Here is a 20,731-nt window from a genome sequence, read left to right on the forward strand (position 1 = left end):
CATGAGTCTGTTACTGGCAATTCTTCAGGCGCTGGTGCTGTTTGCCGCCGCGCCGCTGCTGTCGGGCATCACGCGCGTGGCGCGCGCCCGGATGCACAACCGTCGCGGGCCTGGCGTGCTTCAGGAGTACCGCGATCTCTTCAAACTGCTCTCGCGTCAGAGCGTCGCCCCGGATGCCGCAGGCTGGGTCTTCCGCCTGACGCCGTTCGTGATGGTGGGCGTGATGCTCACCATCGCCACCGCGCTGCCGGTAGTGACGGTGGGATCGCCGCTGCCGGCGCTCGGGGATCTGATTACGCTGATTTACCTGTTTGCCATCGCCCGCTTCTTCTTTGCGATTGCGGGTCTCGACACCGGGAGCCCGTTTACAGGCATCGGTGCCAGTCGCGAGGCGATGCTCGGCGTGCTGGTTGAGCCGATCCTGCTGCTGGGGCTGTGGGTTGCCGCGCAGGTTGCGGGCTCAACCCATATCAGCTTTATCACCCACGCCGTGTACCACTGGCCGGTTGCCCGCTCCCTTCCGCTGGTGCTGGCGCTGTGCGCCTGCGCGTTCGCCACCTTTATCGAGATGGGCAAGCTGCCGTTCGATCTGGCCGAAGCCGAGCAGGAACTGCAGGAAGGACCGCTCACCGAATACAGCGGCTACGGCTTTGCGGTGCTGAAGTGGGGCATCAGCCTTAAACAGCTGGTGGTGCTGCAGATGTTTGTCGGCGTCTTCTTCCCGTGGGGGCAGATGACGCACTTCTCCGCGGGCGGTCTGCTGCTGGCCGTCGTGGTTGCCGTCCTCAAGCTGCTGGTCGGCGTGCTGGTCATTGCCCTGTTCGAAAACAGCATGGCGCGTCTGCGTTTTGTGGAAACGTCACGCATTACCTGGGCCGGTTTTGGTTTTGCATTTTTAGCGTTCGTCTCCTTGCTGGTGGCGTGATTAAAGAGAGTGTTTATGTCTGAAGAAAAGAAAGGTCAGCAGTATCTCGCCGCATTGCATCAGGCTTTCCCCGGCGTGGTGCTGGAGGAATCCTGGCAAACCAAAGACCAGATCACCGTCACCGTAAAGGTGAACTATCTGCCAGAAGTGGTGGAGTTTCTCTACTACCGGCAGGGCGGCTGGCTGTCGGTGCTGTTCGGTAACGACGAGCGCCAGCTGTGCGGCAATTACGCGGTCTACTACGTGATGTCGATGGAGCAGGGCGAGAAGTGCTGGATCACCGTGCGCGTCGAGGTCGACCCGAATAAACCGGAATACCCGTCCGTCACGCCGCGCGTGCCCGCTGCCGTCTGGGGCGAGCGTGAAGTGCGCGACATGTATGGTCTGGTGCCGGTTGGCCTGCCGGATGAACGCCGTCTGGTGCTGCCGGACGACTGGCCGGACGAACTCTATCCGCTGCGCAAAGACAGCATGGACTACCGCCAGCGTCCGGCCCCGACCACCGACAGTGAAACCTACGAATTCATCAACGAGCTGGGCAGCAAGAAGAATAACGTGGTGCCGATCGGCCCGCTGCACGTCACTTCCGACGAGCCGGGCCACTTCCGCCTGTTCGTCGACGGCGAAAACATTATCGACGCCGACTACCGCCTGTTCTACGTCCACCGCGGCATGGAAAAGCTGGCGGAAACCCGCATGGGCTACAACGAAGTCACGTTCCTCTCTGACCGCGTGTGCGGCATCTGCGGCTTCGCCCACAGCACCGCCTACACCACCTCGGTAGAGAACGGCATGGGGATCGTGGTGCCGGAACGCGCGCAGATGATCCGCGCCATCCTGCTGGAGGTGGAGCGCCTGCACTCGCACCTGCTGAACCTCGGCCTGGCCTGCCACTTCGTCGGCTTTGACTCCGGGTTTATGCAGTTCTTCCGCGTGCGCGAGGCGTCGATGAAGATGGCGGAGATCCTCACCGGGGCGCGCAAAACCTACGGTCTGAACCTGATCGGCGGGATCCGCCGCGACCTGCTGAAAGATGACATGATCCAGACCCGCCAGCTGGCGCAGCAGATGCGCCGCGACGTGCAGGAGCTGGTGGACATGCTGCTCAGCACGCCCAACATCGAGCAGCGCACCGTCGGCATTGGCCGCCTCGATCCGGAGATCGCCCGTGACTTCAGCAACGTCGGCCCGATGGTGCGCGCCAGCGGGCACGCCCGCGACACGCGTGCCGATCACCCGTTCGTCGGCTACGGCCTGCTGCCGATGACCGTGCACAGCGAGCAGGGCTGCGACGTCATCTCCCGCCTGAAGGTGCGCATCAACGAGGTGTTCACCGCGCTGAATATGATCGACTTTGGTCTGGACAACCTGCCGGGCGGCCCGCTGATGGTGGAGGGCTTCACCTACATTCCAAACCGCTTTGCCCTCGGCTTTGCCGAAGCGCCGCGCGGGGACGACATTCACTGGAGCATGACCGGCGACAACCAGAAGCTCTACCGCTGGCGCTGCCGTGCGGCGACCTACGCCAACTGGCCAACCCTGCGCTACATGCTGCGCGGTAACACCGTGTCTGATGCGCCGCTGATCATCGGCAGCCTCGACCCGTGCTACTCCTGCACCGACCGCATGACCGTCGTGGACGTGCGCAAGAAGAAAAGCCAGGTGGTGCCGTACAAAGAGCTTGAGCGCTACAGCATCGAGCGTAAGAACTCGCCGCTGAAATAAGGATTCGTCATGTTTACCTTTATCAAAAAAGTGATCAAAACCGGCACGCAGACCAGCCGCTATCCGCTGGAGCCGATGCCGGTCGACAAAAACTTTCGCGGCAAGCCGGAACACAACCCGCAGCAGTGCATCGGCTGCGCGGCCTGCGTCAACGCCTGTCCGTCGAACGCCTTAACGGTGGAAACGGATCTCAAAACCGGCGAGCTGGCCTGGCAGTTTAACCTCGGGCGCTGCATCTTCTGCGGCCGCTGCGAAGAGGTTTGCCCGACGGTCGCCATTCGCTTGTCGCAGGAGTACGAGCTGGCGGTGTGGAAGAAAGAGGATTTCCTGCAGCAGTCGCGCTTTGACCTGTGCCACTGCCGCGTCTGCCAGCGCCCGTTCGCCGTGCAAAAAGAGATCGACTACGCCATCGCGCTGCTGCAGCACAACGGCGACGCCCGCGCGGAGCATCACCGTGAAAGCTTTGAAACCTGTCCGGCGTGCAAGCGACAGAAGTGCCTGCTGCCGTCCGACCGCATTGATATCACCCGCCACATGAGAGAGGCCAGCTGATGGAAAATTTACTTGGCCCACGCGACGCTAACGGCATTCCGGTGCCGATGACGGTGGACGAATCCATCGCCAGCATGAAGGCGTCGCTGCTGAAAAAAATCAAACGCTCGGCCTACGTCTACCGCGTGGATTGCGGGGGCTGCAACGGCTGCGAGATTGAGATCTTCGCTACGCTGTCGCCGCTGTTTGACGCCGAGCGCTTCGGCATCAAAGTGGTGCCGTCCCCGCGTCATGCGGACATCCTGCTGTTCACCGGGGCCGTCACCCGCGCCATGCGCTCGCCCGCGCTGCGCGCCTGGCAGTCCGCCCCTGATCCGAAAATCTGCATCTCGTACGGCGCCTGCGGCAACAGCGGCGGCATCTTCCATGACCTCTACTGCGTCTGGGGCGGCACCGACAAAATCGTGCCGGTGGACGTCTACATTCCGGGCTGCCCGCCGACGCCTGCCGCCACGCTGTACGGCTTCGCGATGGCGCTCGGCCTGCTGGAGCAGAAAATCCACGCCCGCGAGCCGGGCGAGCTCGACAACCAGCCAGCGGCCATTCTGCACCCGGATATGGTGCAGCCGCTGCGGGTGAAGGTGGATCGCGCGGCGCGCAGGCTGGCGGGCTATCGCTACGGCCGTCAGATTGCCGACGACTATCTGCGCCTGCTGAGCCAGGGCGAGCATCAGGTCGCACGCTGGCTGGAGGCGGAAAACGATCCGCGCCTCAATGAGATTGTGGCGAACCTGAACAGTATCGTCGATGAGGCGCGTATCCGATGAGTGAAACGGTGGTGTTCAGCCAGCTGAGCCGTAAGTTTATTGATGAGAACGATGCCACGCCGGATGCGGCGCAGCAGGTGGTCTATTACAGCCTGGCGATTGGGCATCACCTCGGGGTGATTGACTGCCTGGAGGCCGCACTGAGCTGTCCGTGGCCGGAATACCTGGCGTGGATTGCCACGCTGGAGGAGGGCAGTACGGCGCGGCGCAAAATGGAAGGCGTGCCGAAGTACGGTGAGATCGTGATCGATGCGAACCACATTGCCATGCTCGCCAACGCCTTTGACGCGGCGCTCGGCAGACAAACCCCGGAGCAGCAGGCGTGGAGCAAAACGCTGCTCGGTATGCTGCATGATATTCATCAGGAGAGCGCCATCTACCTGATGGTGAGGAGATTACGTGACTGACGTTTTACTGTGTGTCGGCAACAGCATGATGGGTGACGACGGCGCGGGTCCGCTGCTGGCGGAGATGTGCGCCGCGAACCCGCAGGGCAACTGGGTGGTGATTGACGGCGGCAGCGCGCCGGAAAACGACGTGGTGGCCATTCGCGAGCTGCGTCCGGACAGGCTGTTAATCGTCGATGCCACCGATATGGGACTCAACTCCGGCGAGATCCGCCTGATTGACCCGGACGACATCGCCGAGATGTTTATGATGACCACCCACAATATGCCGCTGAACTACCTGGTGGATCAGATCAAAGGTGACGTGGGCGAGGTGCTCTTTTTGGGGATTCAGCCGGACATCGTAGGGTTTTATTACCCGATGACGCCGCCGGTGAAGGAGGCGGTGGACGTGGTGTATTCACGGCTAGCGGGATGGGTTGGGAACGGAGGGTTTTCTCAGCTCTGAGCAGTGCCGGGTGGCGGCTTCGCCTTACCCGGCCTACCAAACCCATCTCCCTCTCCCTGTGGGAGAGGGCTGGGGTGAGGGCAACAGGCTACTCGAGATCCGCCCCGTTACTCGCAATCACCTTCTTATACCATCCGAACGATTTCTTGCGTTTCCGCTCCAGCGTGCCGTTCCCGGCGTCGTCGCGGTCGACGTACACAAACCCGTAACGCTTGCTCATCTCACCGGTTGAGGCCGAGACCAGGTCAATGCAGCCCCAGGTGGTGTAACCCATCAGCGGCACGCCATCCTCAATCGCATCGCCCATCGCGCGGATATGCTCGCGCAGATAGCTGATGCGGTAGTCGTCGTTAATCTCGCCGTTTTCATCAACGACATCTTTCGCCCCCAGGCCGTTTTCCACCAGGAACAGCGGCTTCTGGTAGCGGTCGTACATCATGTTCATGGTGATGCGCAGGCCGAGCGGGTCGATGCCCCAGCCCCATTCGCTCACCTGAATGTGCGGGTTGCGCAGAGATTTGACGATGTTCGCCGCATTGGTGTTGTTCGCGTTCATATCCGCCGAGGCGCAGCGCGAGGCGTAATAGCTGAACGAGACAAAATCGACGGTATTTTTCAGCAGTTCGTCATCGCCCGGATCTTTAACAATCACGACGCCTTTCTCGCGGAACACGCGGGCAGAATAGGCCGGATAGCTGCCGCGCGCCTGCACGTCGATAAAGAACAGGTTCTCGCGGTCTTTCTCCAGCGCCATCCACACGTCTTCCGGCTTGCAGGAATAGGGGTAGAAGTTACCGCCCGCCAGCATGCAGCCGACCTGGTTTTCCGGGTTCACCTCGTGAGCAATTTTAGTCGCCAGCGCGCTCGCCACCAGCTCGTGGTGCGCGGCCTGGTATTTCACCTGGTCTTCGTTTTCGCCTTCCTCAAACACCAGCCCCGCGCCGGAGAACGGGCTGTGCAGCATGATGTTGATTTCGTTGAAGGTCAGCCAGTATTTCACCAGCCCGTTAAACTCCTCGAAGCAGGTGCGGGCGTAGCGGGCAAAGAAATCCACCATTTTGCGGTTGCGCCAGGAGCCGTACTCCGTCACCAGGTGCATCGGCACGTCGAAGTGGCAGAGGGTCACCAGCGGCTCGATGTTGTATTTTTTGCACTCCTCGAACACCGCGCGGTAAAAGGCAATACCCTCTTTGTTCGGCAGCGGTTCGTCGCCGTTCGGATAGAGGCGGCTCCAGGCGATCGAGGTGCGGAACACCGTAAAGCCCATCTCCGCCATCAGGGCGATGTCCTCTTTATAGCGATGGTAAAAATCAATCGCCTCGTGGCTCGGGTAGAATTCGTCGTCACGCAGCGAAAAACGCTTTTCCTTACCGAGCTTCACCGCCAGGCGGTTCGCGCCGTGGGGGATCATATCGACCGTTGTCAGCCCTTTGCCGCCCTCACGGTAAGCGCCTTCACTCTGGTTGGCGGCAAGCGCGCCGCCCCATAAAAATCCTTGTGGAAAAACAGACATTCTTACCTCGCTTTCAATTTATGCTTTTGCTGCGTTGTTCTGTACCGGTGCGGTCTGCAGGGCGCGCGCTTTTTCGGCGTCGTCTTCGACCGGAATATCCTCAAAGCCCAGTATCAGGGTCAGAACAAACGACAGCACCACTGCCAGACCCATTACGCCAAACACCCAGACGATGGTCATCGGGTTCGCCGGGTCGAAGAACTGTACGCTGGTAAACAGCCCCGGTGCCGCCATCGAGTGGCTGGCAAGACCCGCGATACCGGCAACCGCGCCGCAGATAAAGCCGCTGATCAGGCTTGCAATCAGCGGGCGTTTCAGACGTATTGCGACGCCGTACAGGGCCGGTTCAGAGATCCCCGCCATGATGGCGGAGGCCGCCGCCGCCAGCGCCGTCTGGCGCAGCTCCGGGTTTTTGGTTTTCCACGCCACCGCCAGCGACGAACCGCCGAGCGACAGGTTGGCGCCAATTTCCGACGGCATCACCATCCCTTCCTTGCCCGTTTCGGCAATGGTCTGAATGATGGTTGGCGTAAACACGCGGTGCATGCCGGTCATGACCAGCAGCGGCCACAGCGCGCCCATGATGGCCACGGAGAGCCAGCCCAGATAGCCGTGAATGGTGTAGACCAGCGCGGAAATTGCACTACCGATCCAGATGCCCAGCGGTCCAATCAGCACGATGGCGAGCGGGGCGGCAATCAGCACGATCAGCATCGGCTTGAGGAAGTTTTTCGTCACCGCCGGGGTAATGCGATCCACCCAGCGCTCGATGTACGACAGGCACCAGGTCATCACCAGCGCGGGGATGACGGTGTAGGTGTATTTCACCGCCGTCACCGGGATAAACGCGAACTCAACGTGCTCGCCCTGCGCGGCTTTCGCCATCAGCTCGATAAAGCTCGGGTGCACCAGCACGCCCGCAATGGCTATCGCCAGCGACATGTTGGTTTTGAATTTCACCGCCGCCGAGGCCGCCACCATCAGCGGCAGGAAGAAGAACGCGCCGTCGCCGATGACGGTCAAAATGGTGAGCGTCGGCGCGCCTTTGGGCAGCACGCCGGTCATCTCAAGGATCATCGCCAGCAGCTTGACCATCGAGCCGCCGATGATCGCCGGGATCAGCGGGGACATGGTGCCGATCAGCGCGTCGAGGATCCCGGCGCCAATGCGGCGCAGCGTCAGCTTTTGCGGGCCTTCCGGCACCGCGGGCTGCAGGTCAGCGGGCAGCAGGCTTACCACCTCGCGGTACGCCTGGGAGACGGTATTGCCAATAATCACCTGGCACTGGTTGTCGTTGCGCACCACGCCGAGCACGCCGCTGATGCTTTTCAGGCGGGCGGCGTCGGTGAGGGTTTCGTCTTTCAGAACGAAACGCAGTCGCGTCATGCAGTGGGTGACGGCGACGATGTTCTCTTTGCCGCCCAGCGCGCTGATAACGTCGTTCGCCAGCGCAGCGTAATTTTTGGCCATCGGATGTGATCCTGTTATCGTTGTGTGAAATGTAGGAAACCGGTTCCACATAATCATCATGAGTTTTTATGAATGAAACAAGATCGCTTTTTAACCATTTTTTTATTTCGTGACGCCGATCACCAGCAGGAACCCAAAGCGTGATGTCGCCGCTGCGACAATTTTTCTGCAGTGCAGTACACTGCGCTCCATCAGATTCAGACGGAATAACAACATGACCACGATGCTTGAAGTGGCGAAGCGGGCAGGCGTTTCGAAAGCGACGGTATCCCGGGTGCTGTCGGGCAATGGCTATGTCAGCCAGGAGACCAAAGATCGGGTGTTTCAGGCCATTGAAGAGAGCGGCTATCGCCCAAATTTGCTGGCGCGCAACCTGGCGACCAAACGTACCCAGACGCTGGGCCTGGTGGTGACCAACACCTTGTATCACGGCGTCTACTTTAGCGAGCTGCTGTTTCACGCCGCGCGCATGACGGAGGAGAAAGGGCGGCAGCTGATCCTCGCGGACGGCAAGCACAGCGCCGATGAAGAGCGCGAGGCGATCCAGTATCTGCTCGATATGCGCTGCGACGCGGTGATCATCTATCCGCGTTTTCTGAGCGTGGAAGAGATGGATGAGATCGTCGAGAAGTGCGAGCAGCCCATTATGGTGCTCAACCGTCGCCTGCGAAAAAACAGCAGCCACAGCGTGTGGTCCGATCATAAAGCCTCCAGCCAGGACGCGGTGTCACAGCTGATTGCGAAAGGGCATCGTGAGATCGCCTTTATCACCGGCTCGCTGGATTCTCCCACCGGGGTTGAGCGTCTCTCCGGCTATAAGGACGCGCTGGCGCAGCACGGTATTCCGCTGCGCGAGGGGCTGATTGCGCAGGGGAAGTGGAACCCCGCCAGCGGCGCGGCGGCGGTGTCCGAGCTGCTTGCTCGGGGTGAGCGCTTTACGGCGCTGGTGGCGAGCAATGACGATATGGCCATCGGTGCCATGAAGCAGCTGCACGACAGCGGCGTGGCCACGCCGGACGCGGTGTCGGTGATCGGTTTCGACGATGTGGCCATCGCGCCTTACATTGTGCCATCGCTCTCCAGCGTCCGCATCCCGGTAACGGAGATGATCAAAGAGACCATCAGCCGCCTGATCTTTATGCTCGACGGCGGTGAGTTTAAATATCAGCAAATTTTCTCCGGCGAGCTTGTCCTGCGCGACTCGGTTATTGACGGCCCGCACCGCTGATGTCGACAGCTGTCATCGTCATAAGTGACGATGACGGCACCGCTTTAATTTTTAAAATGAAATAAAATCAATAAGTTAATTATTGGCACGGTTTATGAATATCTCCGCGCATAACTGTAATGCTGGAGAAGCAGATGAACCGTTTTATTATGGCCGATGCCAGTAAGTGTATTGGTTGCCGTACCTGTGAAGTGGCGTGCGTGGTTTCCCATCAGGCGGAGCAGGACTGCGCGTCGCTTACCCCTGACACCTTCCTGCCGCGCATCCACGTCATCAAAGGCGTGAATATTTCCACCGCCGCCATCTGTCGCCAGTGCGAAGACGCACCGTGCGCGAACGTCTGCCCGAACGGGGCGATTAAACGCGAGAAAGGCTTTGTGCACGTGATGCAGGAGCGCTGCATTGGCTGCAAAACCTGCGTGGTCGCCTGCCCGTATGGCGCGATGGAGGTGGTGGTCCGTCCGGTAGTGCGTAACAGCGGTATGGGGCTGAGTGTGCGCGCGGACAAAGCCGAAGCCAACAAATGTGACCTGTGCTACGACCGTGAGGCCGGCCCGGCCTGTATGGAAGCCTGCCCGACGCACGCGCTGGTCTGCGTGGATCGCGACAAGCTTGAGCAGATGAGCGCCGAAAAGCGCCGTCGCGCGGCGTTCGACACCTCGTCATCACTGCTGTTCTGAGCCGTATGAGCAGCAACGGCGTTCAGCTGCGGGTGCGCGGCAAAGTGCAGGGCGTCGGGTTTCGTCCCTTCGTCTGGCAGCTGGCGCAGGCGCTTCAGTTGACCGGTGACGTCTGCAATGACGGAGAGGGCGTGCTGGTGCGCCTCGCGGGTAATGGGGGGGCCTTTACCGCGAGGCTGCATCAGGACTGCCCGCCGCTGGCACGCATTGACCGCGTGGAAGCGCAGCCGTTTACCTGGTCGCGCGTGCCGGAGGACTTTACCATCCGCCACAGCGCGGCCGGGACGATGGACACCCAGATTGTCCCCGATGCGGCGACCTGCCCGGCGTGTCTGGCTGAGATGGGCGACCCAGGCGAACGCCGTTATCGCTATCCATTTATCAACTGCACCCACTGCGGGCCGCGGTTTACCATTATCCGCGCCATGCCCTACGACCGCCCGGCCACGGCAATGGCGCCGTTCCCGCTCTGCGGGCCGTGTGAAGCCGAGTACCGCAATCCTGCCGACCGCCGTTTTCACGCCCAGCCGGTCGCCTGCCCGGACTGCGGGCCCGCGCTTATGTGGCGTGCGGGCGACATGACTGCTGAGCGTGAAGCTGCGCTGCGCGCGGCGGTGGCGATGCTGAAAAGCGGCGGTATTGTCGCCGTCAAAGGGCTGGGGGGCTTTCACCTCGTCTGCGACGCGCGTAACCCGCAGGCGATCGCGATGCTTCGGTCACGCAAGCAGCGGCCCGCGAAGCCGCTGGCGGTGATGATCCCGCATGCGGATGACCTGCCGGAGACGGTTCAGACGCTGCTACGCTCACCCGCCGCACCCATTGTGCTCACGCCAAAAGCCTGGCTGCCCGCGTTCCCGGAAGGTATCGCACCCGGTCTGGATTCCGTGGGCATCATGCTTCCTGCGAACCCGCTGCAGCACCTTCTGATGATGGACTGCCAGCGCCCGCTGGTGATGACCTCCGGCAACCTCAGCGGCAGACCACCTGCCATCACCAACCGGCAGGCGCTGGATGAGCTCAGCGGCATCGCGGACGGTTTCCTGCTGCATAACCGTGACATTCTGCAGCGGATGGACGATTCGGTGATGGATTGGGACGGTGCGATGCTGCGCCGCGCGCGCGGTTTTGTGCCCGATGCCATCACGCTGCCTGCCGGGTTCGACAATATCCCCGCCATGCTGTGCACCGGGGCGGAGATGAAAAACACCTTCTGCCTGGTGCGTGGGAATCAGGCGGTGCTGAGCCAGCATTTTGGCGATCTCGGTGACGAGGGGGTGGAAGCGCAGTGGCGTTCCGCGCTGTCGGTGATGCAGGACATTTACGCCTTCCAGCCGGCGCGCGTGGTGTGCGATGCCCATCCGGGGTACCGCGCTCGTCAGTGGGCGCAGGCGCAGGCGTTGCCCCTTGAAGAGGTACATCACCATCACGCTCACGCCGCGGCGTGCCTGGCCGAAAACGGCTGGCCGCGCGATGGCGGAGACGTTATCGCCCTGACGCTGGACGGGATCGGTATGGGGGAAAACGGCGCGCTGTGGGGCGGAGAGTGCCTGCGGGTCAGCTATCTCGACTATGCGCATTTGGGTGGTCTGCCTGCCGTTGCGCTGCCGGGCGGCGATCTGGCGGCCATGCAGCCGTGGCGTAATCTGCTCGCCCACTGTCTGGCGTTTGTACCCGACTGGCAGCAGTACCCGGAAACCCATGCGGTTCAGCGCCAGAACTGGCCGTTGCTGGCGACGGCGATCCAGCGTGGCATCAACGCGCCGCGAGCTTCTTCCTGTGGTCGCCTGTTTGACGCGGTTGCCTGTGCGCTCGGCATCGACACGCAGCGTTACGAAGGGGAAGCGGCCTGCCGGCTGGAAGCCCTGGCATCGAAGTGCGCGGGTGTCGACCATCCGGTGACGCTGGAAGTGGATAACCTCGCGCTTTTCTGGCAGCAGTGGCTGAGCTGGCAGGCGGAACCCTGCGCGCGCGCCTGGGCGTTTCACGATGCGCTGGCAAAAGGGCTGGCGGAGCTCGCCGCGTTTCATGCCCGGCGCCAGTCGCTGTCGACAATCTGTCTCAGCGGCGGGGTATTACACAACCGTCTGCTGCGCGCGCGTCTGCGTCATTATCTTTCTGACTTTACGCTTCTTTTTCCTTCGCGCCTGCCCGCAGGTGACGGAGCGATCTCCTTCGGGCAGGCGGTGGTCGCCGCTGCCCGGTCATGTTTACAAAGGACTAAAAATGTTACGACTGTTACGCAATGAACCTCGCGCCGCGCTTCTGCTGCTGGCTCTGGTAATGGCAAACCTGCTGGCCTGGGGATGGGCATGGCACACCTTTAGCGGCAGCACGGCGCTGATGGCGGCAAGCCTGCTGGCGTGGTGCTACGGACTGCGTCATGCGGTGGACGCTGACCACATTGCAGCCATAGATACCGTGACGCGTAAGATGATGCAGCAGGGCAAACGCCCGTCCGGCGTGGGAGCGTGGTTCTCGCTGGGCCACTCCACCATCGTGGTGCTGGCCTCCATTGCCATCGCCGCTACCGCCACGGCGTTTCAGAAGAACATGGCGTGGTTCCACGAAACCGGCAGCCTGATTGGTACCGCCGTTTCCGCGACCTTCCTGCTGGCGATGGCGCTGGTGAATATGGTGATCCTGCGCGGCGTCTGGCGCAGTTTTCAGGCGCTGAAACACGGCAGGCCCATGCAGGACGACATCACGCTACCTGCTCAGGGCGGGGTAATGAACTGGCTGTTTGGCAAGACCTTCCGCCTCGTCAATAAAAGCTGGCAGATGTACCTGGTTGGCTTCCTGTTTGGTCTCGGCTTTGATACGGCCACCGAAATCGGCGTGCTGGGGATCTCTGCCGCCAGCGCGTCCAGCGGGATGTCGGTGTGGTCAATCATGATCTTTCCGGCACTCTTCGCCAGCGGCATGGCGCTGGTGGATACCCTCGATAACCTGCTGATGGTCGGCGCCTACGGCTGGGCGTTTAACAAGCCGCAGCGCAAGCTCTACTACAACATGACCATCACCTGCACCTCCGTGGTGGTGGCGCTGTTTATCGGCGGGCTGGAAGCGCTGGGTCTGCTGATGGATAAATTTGCCCTCAGCGGCGGCCTCTGGGATCTGATTGGCACGGTGAACGACAATCTGGGCAACGCCGGGTTTGTCGTGGTGGGTCTGTTTGTCGCCTGCTGGCTGATTTCCATGGCGAATTATCGCTGGCGCGGCTACGACGCGCTGGTGGTACGTTCCTGAACGACCCAGCCCGGCGGCGCTACGCTTGCACGGGTCTGCATGTAGGCCGGGTAAGCGGAGCGCCACCCGGCATTACGAGGGTTAAGCAGGGAGCGATTTCAGCAGGGCGAAGGCCTCTTTCATCCTGTCTTCACTGACGACAAAGGCGCGCATCTGACCGTCAGCATCGATGCCGCGCGCCACCATGCCCTGCGGCGAAAGGGCAATCTGCCAGTCCAGCTCCTGACGCTGCGTTTCGCCTGCGAGATGCAGCGGTAATTCCGGCGTTTTCACTTTGACCTGCATGGCGGGTAATTTCACCGGCATAGTGCCGCCGAGCAGGTTTTTCGCCAGAGACAGCGCGCTTAATTGAATCGGCTGTAAAAAGGGCAGCACCTGGCCGTTAATTTCCGCGCAGTCGCCCAGGGCATAAATGTCCGGCTGAGTGGTTTGCAGGTAGCAGTCTACCTTCACGCCGCGGTTGATTTCGGCGCCTGCGCGGTGCGCCAGCGCCGTTTCCGGGCGCAACCCTGTCGCCGCAATCACCACATCCACTTCCACGCTGCGGTTGCGATCGAGCGTTGCACGTATGCCGGTGCCGGTTTTGCTCAGGCTCTGCAGCTGCGATTTCAGCAGCAGATGGACGCCCATGTCGGTCAGACGATGCTGTAAGCGGCTGCTCACTTCAGCGGGCATCAGCGCTGACAGAATGCTCGCCGCGTGGTCGACCAGGGTGACGGATTTACCCGCACGGCAGAAATCCATCGCCAGTTCGGTGCCGATCAGCCCGCCGCCGACAATCATCACCCGCGTGGCGTCGCGAAGCTCCGTTTCGCTGGCCTGATACGCCTGCTGGCTGTTGAGCGTGACCATTAGCTCGCGGCCCTCAACCGGCGGCACAAACGCAGAGGCACCCGTGGCCAGCACCAGCTTGTCGTACTGCCAGGTTTTATCTTTCGCTTTCACCAGACGGGCGTCGGCGTCGATATCGGTGACCCAGGTGTACGGAAACAGACGCAGGTTAAACTGTTCTGCGAACGCCCCCGCCGTCTGGCGGGTGAGATCTTCGGCGCGCTGGTTCTGGCTAATGACGTGGCTTAAATCAGGCTTGTTGTACTCGTCCATGCTGTCGGCGGCGATCAGCGTCAACGGCACGTTAGCGTCCTGTTTGCGGATATTTTTTACCAGCTGGCGGGCGGCAAAACCCGAGCCGATAATGACGATGCCGTGGCTCATTTTACCTCCGTTGCCAGTTCATCAAAAACGTCTTTCCCGAGGGAACATTCCGGGCAGAGGAAGTTGTCCGGCACCTCACTCCACGGCGTGCCCGGGGCGACATCCTGCAGCGGCTCGCCCCGTTCCGGGTCGTAAATCCACTGGCATACGCTGCACTGCATGCATGGACCGAGGTCGGCAGCGGCGGCTTCAGCTATGGCTTCCGGCGCAACCGCCGCGGCGGGGGCGGTTTCCGGCAGCGGTGAGAGCGCCCACTGACGGGCAATGTCGCGGCCGTGCTGGCGGCAGATTTCCAGAGCGTCGATATCCGGCCGCCATTTCGCTTTCAGGCTCATGGACATCTCAAAGCCCGCATCCTGTAAGCGGGTGGAGAGACGGTCTACCGCGCCGCCGCTCCAGCCGTGGGAGCCAAAGGCGCTGGCGCGCTTGTTGCGAAAACGCAGGCCGGTCATCTCTTCGACCAGACCGGCAATCTTCGGCATCATCACGTTGTTCATGGTGGACGTACCCACCAGCACCCCTTTTGAGCGGAAGACGTTGGTGAGGATCTCGTTTTTATCACTGCGCGCCACGTTGAAGATTTTCACCGCCACGTTCGGGTCCACTTCGTTGATGCCCTGAGCAATAGCGTCCGCCATCATGCGGGTATTGTTGGACATGGTGTCGTAGAAGATCGTGATGCGATCTTCCTGATAATCTGCCGCCCATTTCAGGTACAGCTCGACGATCTGGGTGGGGTTTTCACGCCACACCACGCCGTGAGAGGTGGCAATCATCTCCACCGGCAGGTTAAAGCCGAGGATCTCGGTGATTTTTGGCGTCACCAGGCGGCTGAACGGGGTGAGGATGTTGGCGTAGTATCGCTGGCACTGCTCGAAAAGCTCGGTCTGATCCACTTCGTCATTAAACAGGCGTTCGTCGCAGTAGTGCTGGCCGAAGGCGTCGTTGCTGAACAGCACCGCGTCGCCGGTCATGTAGGTCATCATGCTGTCCGGCCAGTGCAGCATGGGCGTTTCCACGAAGATCAGCTGTTTGCCGTTGCCGATATCCAGCGCGTCGCCCGTTTTCACGGTATGGAAGTTCCACTCCGGATGGTGGTGGTGACCGTTGATCGAGTCGATGGCGTTGGTGGTGCAGTAGATCGGAGTGTCCGGAATATACGACATCAGCTCGGTCAGGGCACCGGCATGATCCTCCTCCGCATGGTTGATGATGATGTAGTCGATGGCGTTCAGGTCGATTTCACCGCGCAGGTTCTGCACGAACTCGCGGCTGAACTTGTGATCGACGGTATCGATCAGCACGTTTTTTCCTTCGCGGATGAGATAGCTGTTGTAGCTGCTGCCGCGCAGCGTTTTATATTCCGTCCCGTGGAAATCGCGCACTTCCCAGTCACGTTGACCCACCCAATGAATGTTATTTTTAACCAGAATAGACATAGCAAACCTCAGCGTAATATCGCGTTTTTCAAAATAGGATGGTTTACTTATATCAAGCTGCGTGCCAACTTTTAATTTATTGATTTTTATATATTTATATTTTAATGATCCGTAATGGGTAGTCATTTTGACTATCAAAAGCAGTGTCACTATGACAATATGCATTGTCAAAATGACAGCGAGGCAGAAATGAGCTTTTCCGTAGACGTGCTGGCGAAGATCGCCATTGAGCTGCAAACCGGTATCGGCCATCAGGACCGCTTTCAGCGGCTGATCTCCACGCTGCGCCACGTGCTGGCGTGCGACGCTTCGGCGCTGCTGCGCTACGAAGGGCGGCAGTTTATTCCCCTGGCGATCGACGGCCTGGCGAAGGACGTGCTCGGGCGGCGCTTTACCCTTGAAGGCCATCCACGTCTGGAGACCATTGCCCGCGCGGGTGACGTGGTGCGTTTCCCGGCGGACAGCGACTTGCCCGACCCGTATGACGGGCTGATTCCCGGACAGGAGAGCCTGAAGGTGCACGCCTGTATTGGCCTGCCGCTGTTTGCCGGGCAAAACCTGATTGGGGCGCTGACCCTCGACGGCATGTCGCCGGATCAGTTCGATACTTTCAGCGATGAAGAGCTGCGCCTCATTGCCGCGCTGGCCGCCGGGGCGCTTAACAACGCGCTGCTGATTGAACAGCTGGAGAGCCAGAATATCCTTCCCGGCAGCCCGGCGGCGTTTGAGCAGGTCACGCACACGGAGATGATTGGCCTCTCGCCGGGCATGGCGCAGCTCAAAAAAGAGATTGAGATTGTTGCCGCGTCCGATTTGAACGTGCTGATCTTCGGGGAGACCGGCACCGGCAAGGAACTGGTGGCGAAGTCGATTCATGAAGCGTCGCCGCGCGCGGTTAATCCGCTGGTGTACCTCAACTGCGCCGCGCTGCCGGAAAGCGTGGCGGAAAGCGAATTGTTTGGTCATGTCAAAGGAGCGTTTACCGGCGCCATCAGCAACCGCAGCGGCAAGTTCGAAATGGCCGATAACGGTACGCTGTTTCTGGATGAAATAGGCGAGCTTTCCCTGTCGCTACAGGCCAAACTTCTTCGCGTATTGCAGTACGGCGATATCCAGCGCGTGGGGGATGACCGCAGCTTAAGAGTGGATGTGCGCGTGCTGGCGGCGACCAACCGCGACCTGCGTGAGGCGGTGCTGGCCGGGCAGTTCCGCGCCGACCTGTTCCACCGCCTGAGCGTGTTCCCGCTTACCGTGCCGCCGCTGCGCGAGCGCGGGGACGACGTGGTGCTGCTGGCGGGCTATTTCTGCGAACAGTGCCGTCTCAGGATGGGGCTTTCCCGCGTGGTGTTAAGCCCTGGGGCGAGGGCGCATCTGCTGAGCTACGGCTGGCCGGGCAACGTGCGCGAGCTGGAACACGCGATTCATCGTGCGGTGGTGCTGGCGCGAGCAACGCGTTCGGGTGATGAAGTGGTTATACATGCCCGGCATTTTGCGCAGCATGATGAAACCGCACCCACGATTGCCCATGCAGCTCCGGAGATAACGAGTGAAAACCTGCGTGACGCGACAGAGGCGTTTCAGCGTCAGATGATTATCCGCGCGCTGGATCAGAACAACCGCAACTGGGCGGCGTGCGCCCGGGCGCTGGGGATGGACGTCGCCAACCTGCACCGGCTGGCGAAGCGTCTCGGGCTGAAGGGTTAGATAATCCCGGCCTGATAGAAATCCTGCAGGTTGATGGCGCCGCACAGCCTGCCGGTGTCATCCACCACCGGTGCGGCGGTGATTTTGCGTTTCATTAGCACCTCTTTGGCTTCAATGGCGCGGCTCTCGGCGTTCAGCGTCAGCCCGCCCTGGGTCATGGCGTCCGACACTTTGGTTTCCAGCTTGCCGCCGCCCACCAGCCAGCGGCGCAGGTCGCCGTCGGTGAACACGCCTTTGACGTACCCGTCGTCATCGCACACCGCCACCAGCCCCAGACCGGTGCGGCTGAGCTCCAGCATCGCGTCCATGACGCTGGTATTGAGTTTGACCTGCGGAATCGCATCGTCAGTGCGCATCAGGTGGTGAACCTTGTTGAGCAGGCGTGCCCCGAGCGCCCCCGCCGGATGCGAGCGGGCGAAATCTTCTTCGTTAAACCCGCGCGCCTGCATTACCGCCATCGCCAGCGCGTCGCCCATCATCAGGGTATTCACGGTGCTGGAGGTGGGGGCGAGGTGCATCGGACAGGCTTCACGCTCAACGGAAATATCCAGCGTCGCTTTGGCGGCCAGCGCCAGGGGCGAGCGGGATTTCCCGGTCATCGCCAGCAGGGCGACCGATTTTTCCTGCAGACGCGGAATGATGAGATCCAGCTCTTTTGCCGAACCGGAGTAGGAGATAAACAGCATCACGTCGCGGCTCTCAATCATTCCCAGATCGCCGTGCAGCGCCTCTGCAGGATGCACGAAGAAGGCCGGGGTGCCGGTGCTGGCCAGCGTCGCGGCAATCTTTTTGCCGATGTGGCCGGATTTACCGATGCCCGCCACGATCACTTTGCCTTCGCAGTGGATAATGGTGTTGGCGGCGCGGACAAAATCCTCGCCCAGACGTTCCGGCAGGCGGCTGGCTTCCTGCAGCTCCAGCATCAGCGTCTGGCGGCCCGTTTCTAACAGAAAATCACTCATCTCTCTCTCCGGTTACAATCACGTCGATGCCTTTCTCTTCCAGCGCTTTCCTGAACGCCGGATCGATACCCGCGTCGGTAATCAGCTTGTCGACGCTTTCCAGGCTACAGACAATGTTGGGGCTTTTACGGCCAAACTTCGACGAGTCTGCCATCAAAATCACTTCCCGCGCGGCGTTGCACATGGCTTTACTCACGCTGAACACTTCGTTGAACGTCGTGACGCCCGCGTTCAGATCGATGCCGTCGGTGCCCATAAACAGTTTATCAAAGCTGAAGTGGTCGAAGGCGTTCTCCGCCAGCTGTCCGTGAAACGACGCCGATTTTTTGCGGAAGGTGCCGCCGGGCATCAGGATGGTCTGCTCGCTGTCGAACTCCGACAGGGCGTTGACGATGTGCAGGCTGTTGGTCATCACCGTGATGTTGTTAAAGCGGCTGAGCAGCGGGATCATCTGCAGGACGGTACTGCCGGCATCCAGAATGATGGAGTCGCCATCGTGGATAAATTTTACGGCGGCTTCGGCAATCAGCGCTTTCTGGTGGGTATTGATCAGCGTTTTGTGGTCGATAGGCGGATCGGCTTCGTCTTTATTGAGCACCACGCCGCCGTAGGTTCGAATGACGGCGCCAGAGTTTTCGAGCAATACGAGGTCCTTGCGTATCGTTGTGCCGGTGGTGTCAAAGTAGTGGGCCAGATCCTCTACCGAGCATTTTCCCTGCTTTTGCAGATGCTCAAGAATGGCCGCCTGGCGCTGACGAGGTTTCATAGGCGCTTCGTTCCTTAGGTTGCGAAATGATAATTTCGCAAGTCTAGAGCTTTCACAACGAAATTATCCATGTTTCAGATTAAGCGCTAATGATAGTGCATTCTGACAGAGTGGATCATGGGGAAAGATCACATCAGGCTGTAATTCCTGCAACGAAATGCCGTTAATTGCCTGGATTTTCACCGGACGGGCAAAGACGGTCATGCCGCGCATGATGAGGGAATCGCAGACGTTATTGTTTTCATCCAGCGCAATAGCCACGACGACGCGTGGTTTAAAACGTCCGCCGGAACGTCCGACGCCCACGCGGCCTTTCTGACACAGGGCGTCAAACGCGCGGTTAAACTGGTGGATTTGCCAGCCGCCGAACGCCATCTGGCAGAGCCAGGCGAGGGCGGCGACGGTGATGAGTGCGGTAACCATATCTGCTCCTTTAATGGCCGGGTGGGGGCTGCGCCTTACCCGGCCTGCGTGGATTGTAGCCCCGGTAAGCGCAGCGCCACCGGGGAATGAACTCAGAACATCACCTGCCCGCCGGTGACGTTAATCGACTGTCCGGTGCAGTACGAGGCTTTCGGGCTGGCGTAAAACAGCAGCATGTTCAGCACGTCCTGGTAATCGCACCCGCGCTTGAGCGGCACTTTATCGATGTAGTACTGCTCCACTTCTTCCGCTTTGATGCCGAGCTTGGTGGCGTACTGCGGCAGCAGGGACTGGAACATCGGCGATTTCAGCAGGTTGCCCAGCATCAGCGAGTGAACCGTAATGCCGTATTCGGCCAGATCCAGCGCCAGTGACTGGGTCAGCCCCACGCCGCCAAACTTCGCCGCGCTGTAGCCGGAGTTATGCTTGCTGCCCACTTTCCCCGATTTAGAGTTGATCTGAATGATGCGCCCCTGAATGCCGTCGCGGATCATCAGACGGGAAAACTCGCGGGCACACAGGAAATAGCCCACCAGATTGACCTGCAGCGAGCGGTCAAAATCCCCCAGCTCGAAATCGCTGATAAAGGCCGCTTTCGCAATTCCCGCGCTGTAGACCAGCAGGTCGGTACGGCCAAAAATCTCGTCCACGCCGCGGGCCAGCGCCATCACGCTCTGCTCGCTGGTGGCGTCGGCGCCAAACCCGTACGCCATTCCTTCACCAAACTCGGTGTTGATGGTGTCCGCCACGCGGGCGGCTTTTTCACTCTGGATGTCCACTACCGCCACGCGGTAACCCTCTGCGGCAAGCCCACGGCAGAGGAACTCGCCTAAGGTTTGTCCCCCACCAATGACAACGGCAACCTGACTCATGTCTATCTCCTTAATTACGCAACAAATTTTAACGTGCAGCCTGGGGTGACAGCCTGCGGAACCGGGCCCGTTACGTGAACCGTGCCGGGATACTCCGCCTGCGGCTGGCCGTCGAAACGCAGGGTGATGTGGCCCAGTTCGCGCAGGTTTTGTTCAGCGACGTCGCCGACGGCGGTCACGGCATAGCGCGCCTCGCCCAGCTCCAGCTGGCTCCCGGCCTTCAGCTCACCGTTCAGCTCGCCGTGGCAGTGGATGAAGCAAAACTCTTCGATATCAGCAGGCGCCCCTTCGCGAAAGGTGATCAGCATCTGGTCGCTCAGCGCGTCGGCGGCGCTCTGGCCGATGCGGGTAATAGTGGTCTGGTAAATCACGGTCATAGCAGGCACCTC

The 20,731-nt window shown here is 60.6% G+C and carries 20 protein-coding genes; 11 read left to right on the forward strand and 9 right to left on the reverse strand.

The window, feature by feature from the left end; genetic code table 11:
• The first annotated feature begins 1 nt into the window (after position 1).
• The 6 genes from BFG58_RS18950 to hycI are packed head-to-tail and all read left to right on the forward strand — an operon-like array spanning position 2 to position 4,824.
• Entirely contained in the window at positions 2-925 is a 924-nt protein-coding gene (locus BFG58_RS18950; RefSeq protein WP_069720342.1) for a respiratory chain complex I subunit 1 family protein, read from the forward strand.
• A gap of 15 nt (positions 926-940) precedes the next feature.
• Positions 941-2,650 (forward strand): formate hydrogenlyase subunit HycE, encoded by a 1,710-nt coding sequence (gene hycE, locus BFG58_RS18955; protein ID WP_045908505.1) that lies wholly within the window; start codon positions 941-943, stop codon positions 2,648-2,650.
• Positions 2,651-2,659: 9 nt separating this feature from the next.
• Positions 2,660-3,202, forward strand: a complete 543-nt coding sequence (locus BFG58_RS18960; protein WP_008499573.1) for a formate hydrogenlyase complex iron-sulfur subunit — start codon at positions 2,660-2,662, stop codon at positions 3,200-3,202.
• On the forward strand, positions 3,202-3,969 hold the full coding sequence (hycG, locus tag BFG58_RS18965; RefSeq protein WP_069720343.1) for a formate hydrogenlyase subunit HycG: 768 nt from the start codon (positions 3,202-3,204) through the stop codon (positions 3,967-3,969). Before BFG58_RS18960 ends, hycG begins: the two co-directional genes overlap by 1 nt.
• Positions 3,966-4,376, forward strand: coding sequence for a formate hydrogenlyase maturation HycH family protein (locus BFG58_RS18970; protein ID WP_023294422.1), 411 nt, complete (start codon positions 3,966-3,968; stop codon positions 4,374-4,376). The genes hycG and BFG58_RS18970 overlap by 4 nt, the downstream gene beginning before the upstream one ends.
• The gene (gene hycI / locus BFG58_RS18975; protein WP_069720344.1) at positions 4,369-4,824 is read left to right on the forward strand and encodes a hydrogenase maturation peptidase HycI; all 456 of its coding nucleotides are present in this window, start codon (positions 4,369-4,371) and stop codon (positions 4,822-4,824) included. Before BFG58_RS18970 ends, hycI begins: the two co-directional genes overlap by 8 nt.
• A gap of 88 nt (positions 4,825-4,912) precedes the next feature.
• Here the strand turns inward: hycI and BFG58_RS18980 are convergent, their stop codons facing one another.
• Both BFG58_RS18980 and ascF read right to left on the reverse strand, forming a co-directional pair.
• Positions 4,913-6,337, reverse strand: coding sequence for a 6-phospho-beta-glucosidase (locus BFG58_RS18980; protein ID WP_023618131.1), 1,425 nt, complete (start codon positions 6,335-6,337; stop codon positions 4,913-4,915).
• A gap of 18 nt (positions 6,338-6,355) precedes the next feature.
• Positions 6,356-7,807, reverse strand: a complete 1,452-nt coding sequence (gene ascF / locus BFG58_RS18985; RefSeq protein WP_024907719.1) for a PTS cellobiose/arbutin/salicin transporter subunit IIBC — start codon at positions 7,805-7,807, stop codon at positions 6,356-6,358.
• Between the two features lie 214 nt (positions 7,808-8,021).
• Here ascF and BFG58_RS18990 point away from each other — a divergent pair, with 214 nt between their 5' ends.
• The 4 genes from BFG58_RS18990 to BFG58_RS19005 all read left to right on the forward strand — a co-directional run bounded on the left by BFG58_RS18990 (position 8,022) and on the right by BFG58_RS19005 (position 12,961).
• The gene (locus BFG58_RS18990; RefSeq protein WP_069720345.1) at positions 8,022-9,035 is read left to right on the forward strand and encodes a LacI family DNA-binding transcriptional regulator; all 1,014 of its coding nucleotides are present in this window, start codon (positions 8,022-8,024) and stop codon (positions 9,033-9,035) included.
• A gap of 134 nt (positions 9,036-9,169) precedes the next feature.
• The gene (hydN, locus tag BFG58_RS18995) at positions 9,170-9,715 is read left to right on the forward strand and encodes an electron transport protein HydN (protein ID WP_069720346.1); all 546 of its coding nucleotides are present in this window, start codon (positions 9,170-9,172) and stop codon (positions 9,713-9,715) included.
• A 5-nt stretch (positions 9,716-9,720) separates the two neighbouring features.
• Positions 9,721-11,961 (forward strand): carbamoyltransferase HypF, encoded by a 2,241-nt coding sequence (gene hypF / locus BFG58_RS19000; protein ID WP_069720347.1) that lies wholly within the window; start codon positions 9,721-9,723, stop codon positions 11,959-11,961.
• The gene (locus tag BFG58_RS19005) at positions 11,939-12,961 is read left to right on the forward strand and encodes a HoxN/HupN/NixA family nickel/cobalt transporter (RefSeq protein ID WP_069720348.1); all 1,023 of its coding nucleotides are present in this window, start codon (positions 11,939-11,941) and stop codon (positions 12,959-12,961) included. The genes hypF and BFG58_RS19005 overlap by 23 nt, the downstream gene beginning before the upstream one ends.
• An 81-nt stretch (positions 12,962-13,042) precedes the next feature.
• Here the strand turns inward: BFG58_RS19005 and norW are convergent, their stop codons facing one another.
• Positions 13,043-14,176, reverse strand: coding sequence for an NADH:flavorubredoxin reductase NorW (norW, locus tag BFG58_RS19010; protein WP_069720349.1), 1,134 nt, complete (start codon positions 14,174-14,176; stop codon positions 13,043-13,045).
• Positions 14,173-15,615 carry an anaerobic nitric oxide reductase flavorubredoxin gene (gene norV, locus BFG58_RS19015; protein WP_069720411.1) on the reverse strand — a complete coding sequence of 481 codons (1,443 nt, stop codon included), beginning with the start codon at positions 15,613-15,615 and terminating at the stop codon, positions 14,173-14,175. The genes norW and norV overlap by 4 nt, the downstream gene beginning before the upstream one ends.
• Positions 15,616-15,804: 189 nt before the next feature.
• Between norV and norR the strand changes: the two genes are divergently transcribed.
• The gene (gene norR / locus BFG58_RS19020) at positions 15,805-17,319 is read left to right on the forward strand and encodes a nitric oxide reductase transcriptional regulator NorR (protein WP_069720412.1); all 1,515 of its coding nucleotides are present in this window, start codon (positions 15,805-15,807) and stop codon (positions 17,317-17,319) included.
• Here norR and gutQ read toward each other — a convergent pair.
• The 5 genes from gutQ to srlB form a co-directional block, all read right to left on the reverse strand.
• Positions 17,316-18,281: an arabinose-5-phosphate isomerase GutQ gene (gene gutQ / locus BFG58_RS19025; protein ID WP_069720350.1), complete on the reverse strand. Its 966-nt coding sequence runs from the start codon at positions 18,279-18,281 to the stop codon at positions 17,316-17,318. The genes norR and gutQ overlap by 4 nt on opposite strands.
• The gene (locus tag BFG58_RS19030; protein WP_021241949.1) at positions 18,274-19,047 is read right to left on the reverse strand and encodes a DNA-binding transcriptional repressor; all 774 of its coding nucleotides are present in this window, start codon (positions 19,045-19,047) and stop codon (positions 18,274-18,276) included. Before BFG58_RS19030 ends, gutQ begins: the two co-directional genes overlap by 8 nt.
• A gap of 63 nt (positions 19,048-19,110) precedes the next feature.
• Entirely contained in the window at positions 19,111-19,470 is a 360-nt protein-coding gene (gene gutM / locus BFG58_RS19035) for a transcriptional regulator GutM (protein ID WP_045908515.1), read from the reverse strand.
• 92 nt (positions 19,471-19,562) lie between these two features.
• On the reverse strand, positions 19,563-20,342 hold the full coding sequence (gene srlD, locus BFG58_RS19040; protein ID WP_023294411.1) for a sorbitol-6-phosphate dehydrogenase: 780 nt from the start codon (positions 20,340-20,342) through the stop codon (positions 19,563-19,565).
• A gap of 14 nt (positions 20,343-20,356) precedes the next feature.
• Positions 20,357-20,719, reverse strand: coding sequence for a PTS glucitol/sorbitol transporter subunit IIA (gene srlB / locus BFG58_RS19045; protein WP_045908516.1), 363 nt, complete (start codon positions 20,717-20,719; stop codon positions 20,357-20,359).
• Between the last annotated feature and the right edge of the window lie 12 nt (positions 20,720-20,731).

The organism is Enterobacter sp. ku-bf2 (genome assembly GCF_001742765.1).
Classification (GTDB): Bacteria; Pseudomonadota; Gammaproteobacteria; order Enterobacterales; family Enterobacteriaceae; genus Enterobacter; species Enterobacter quasiroggenkampii.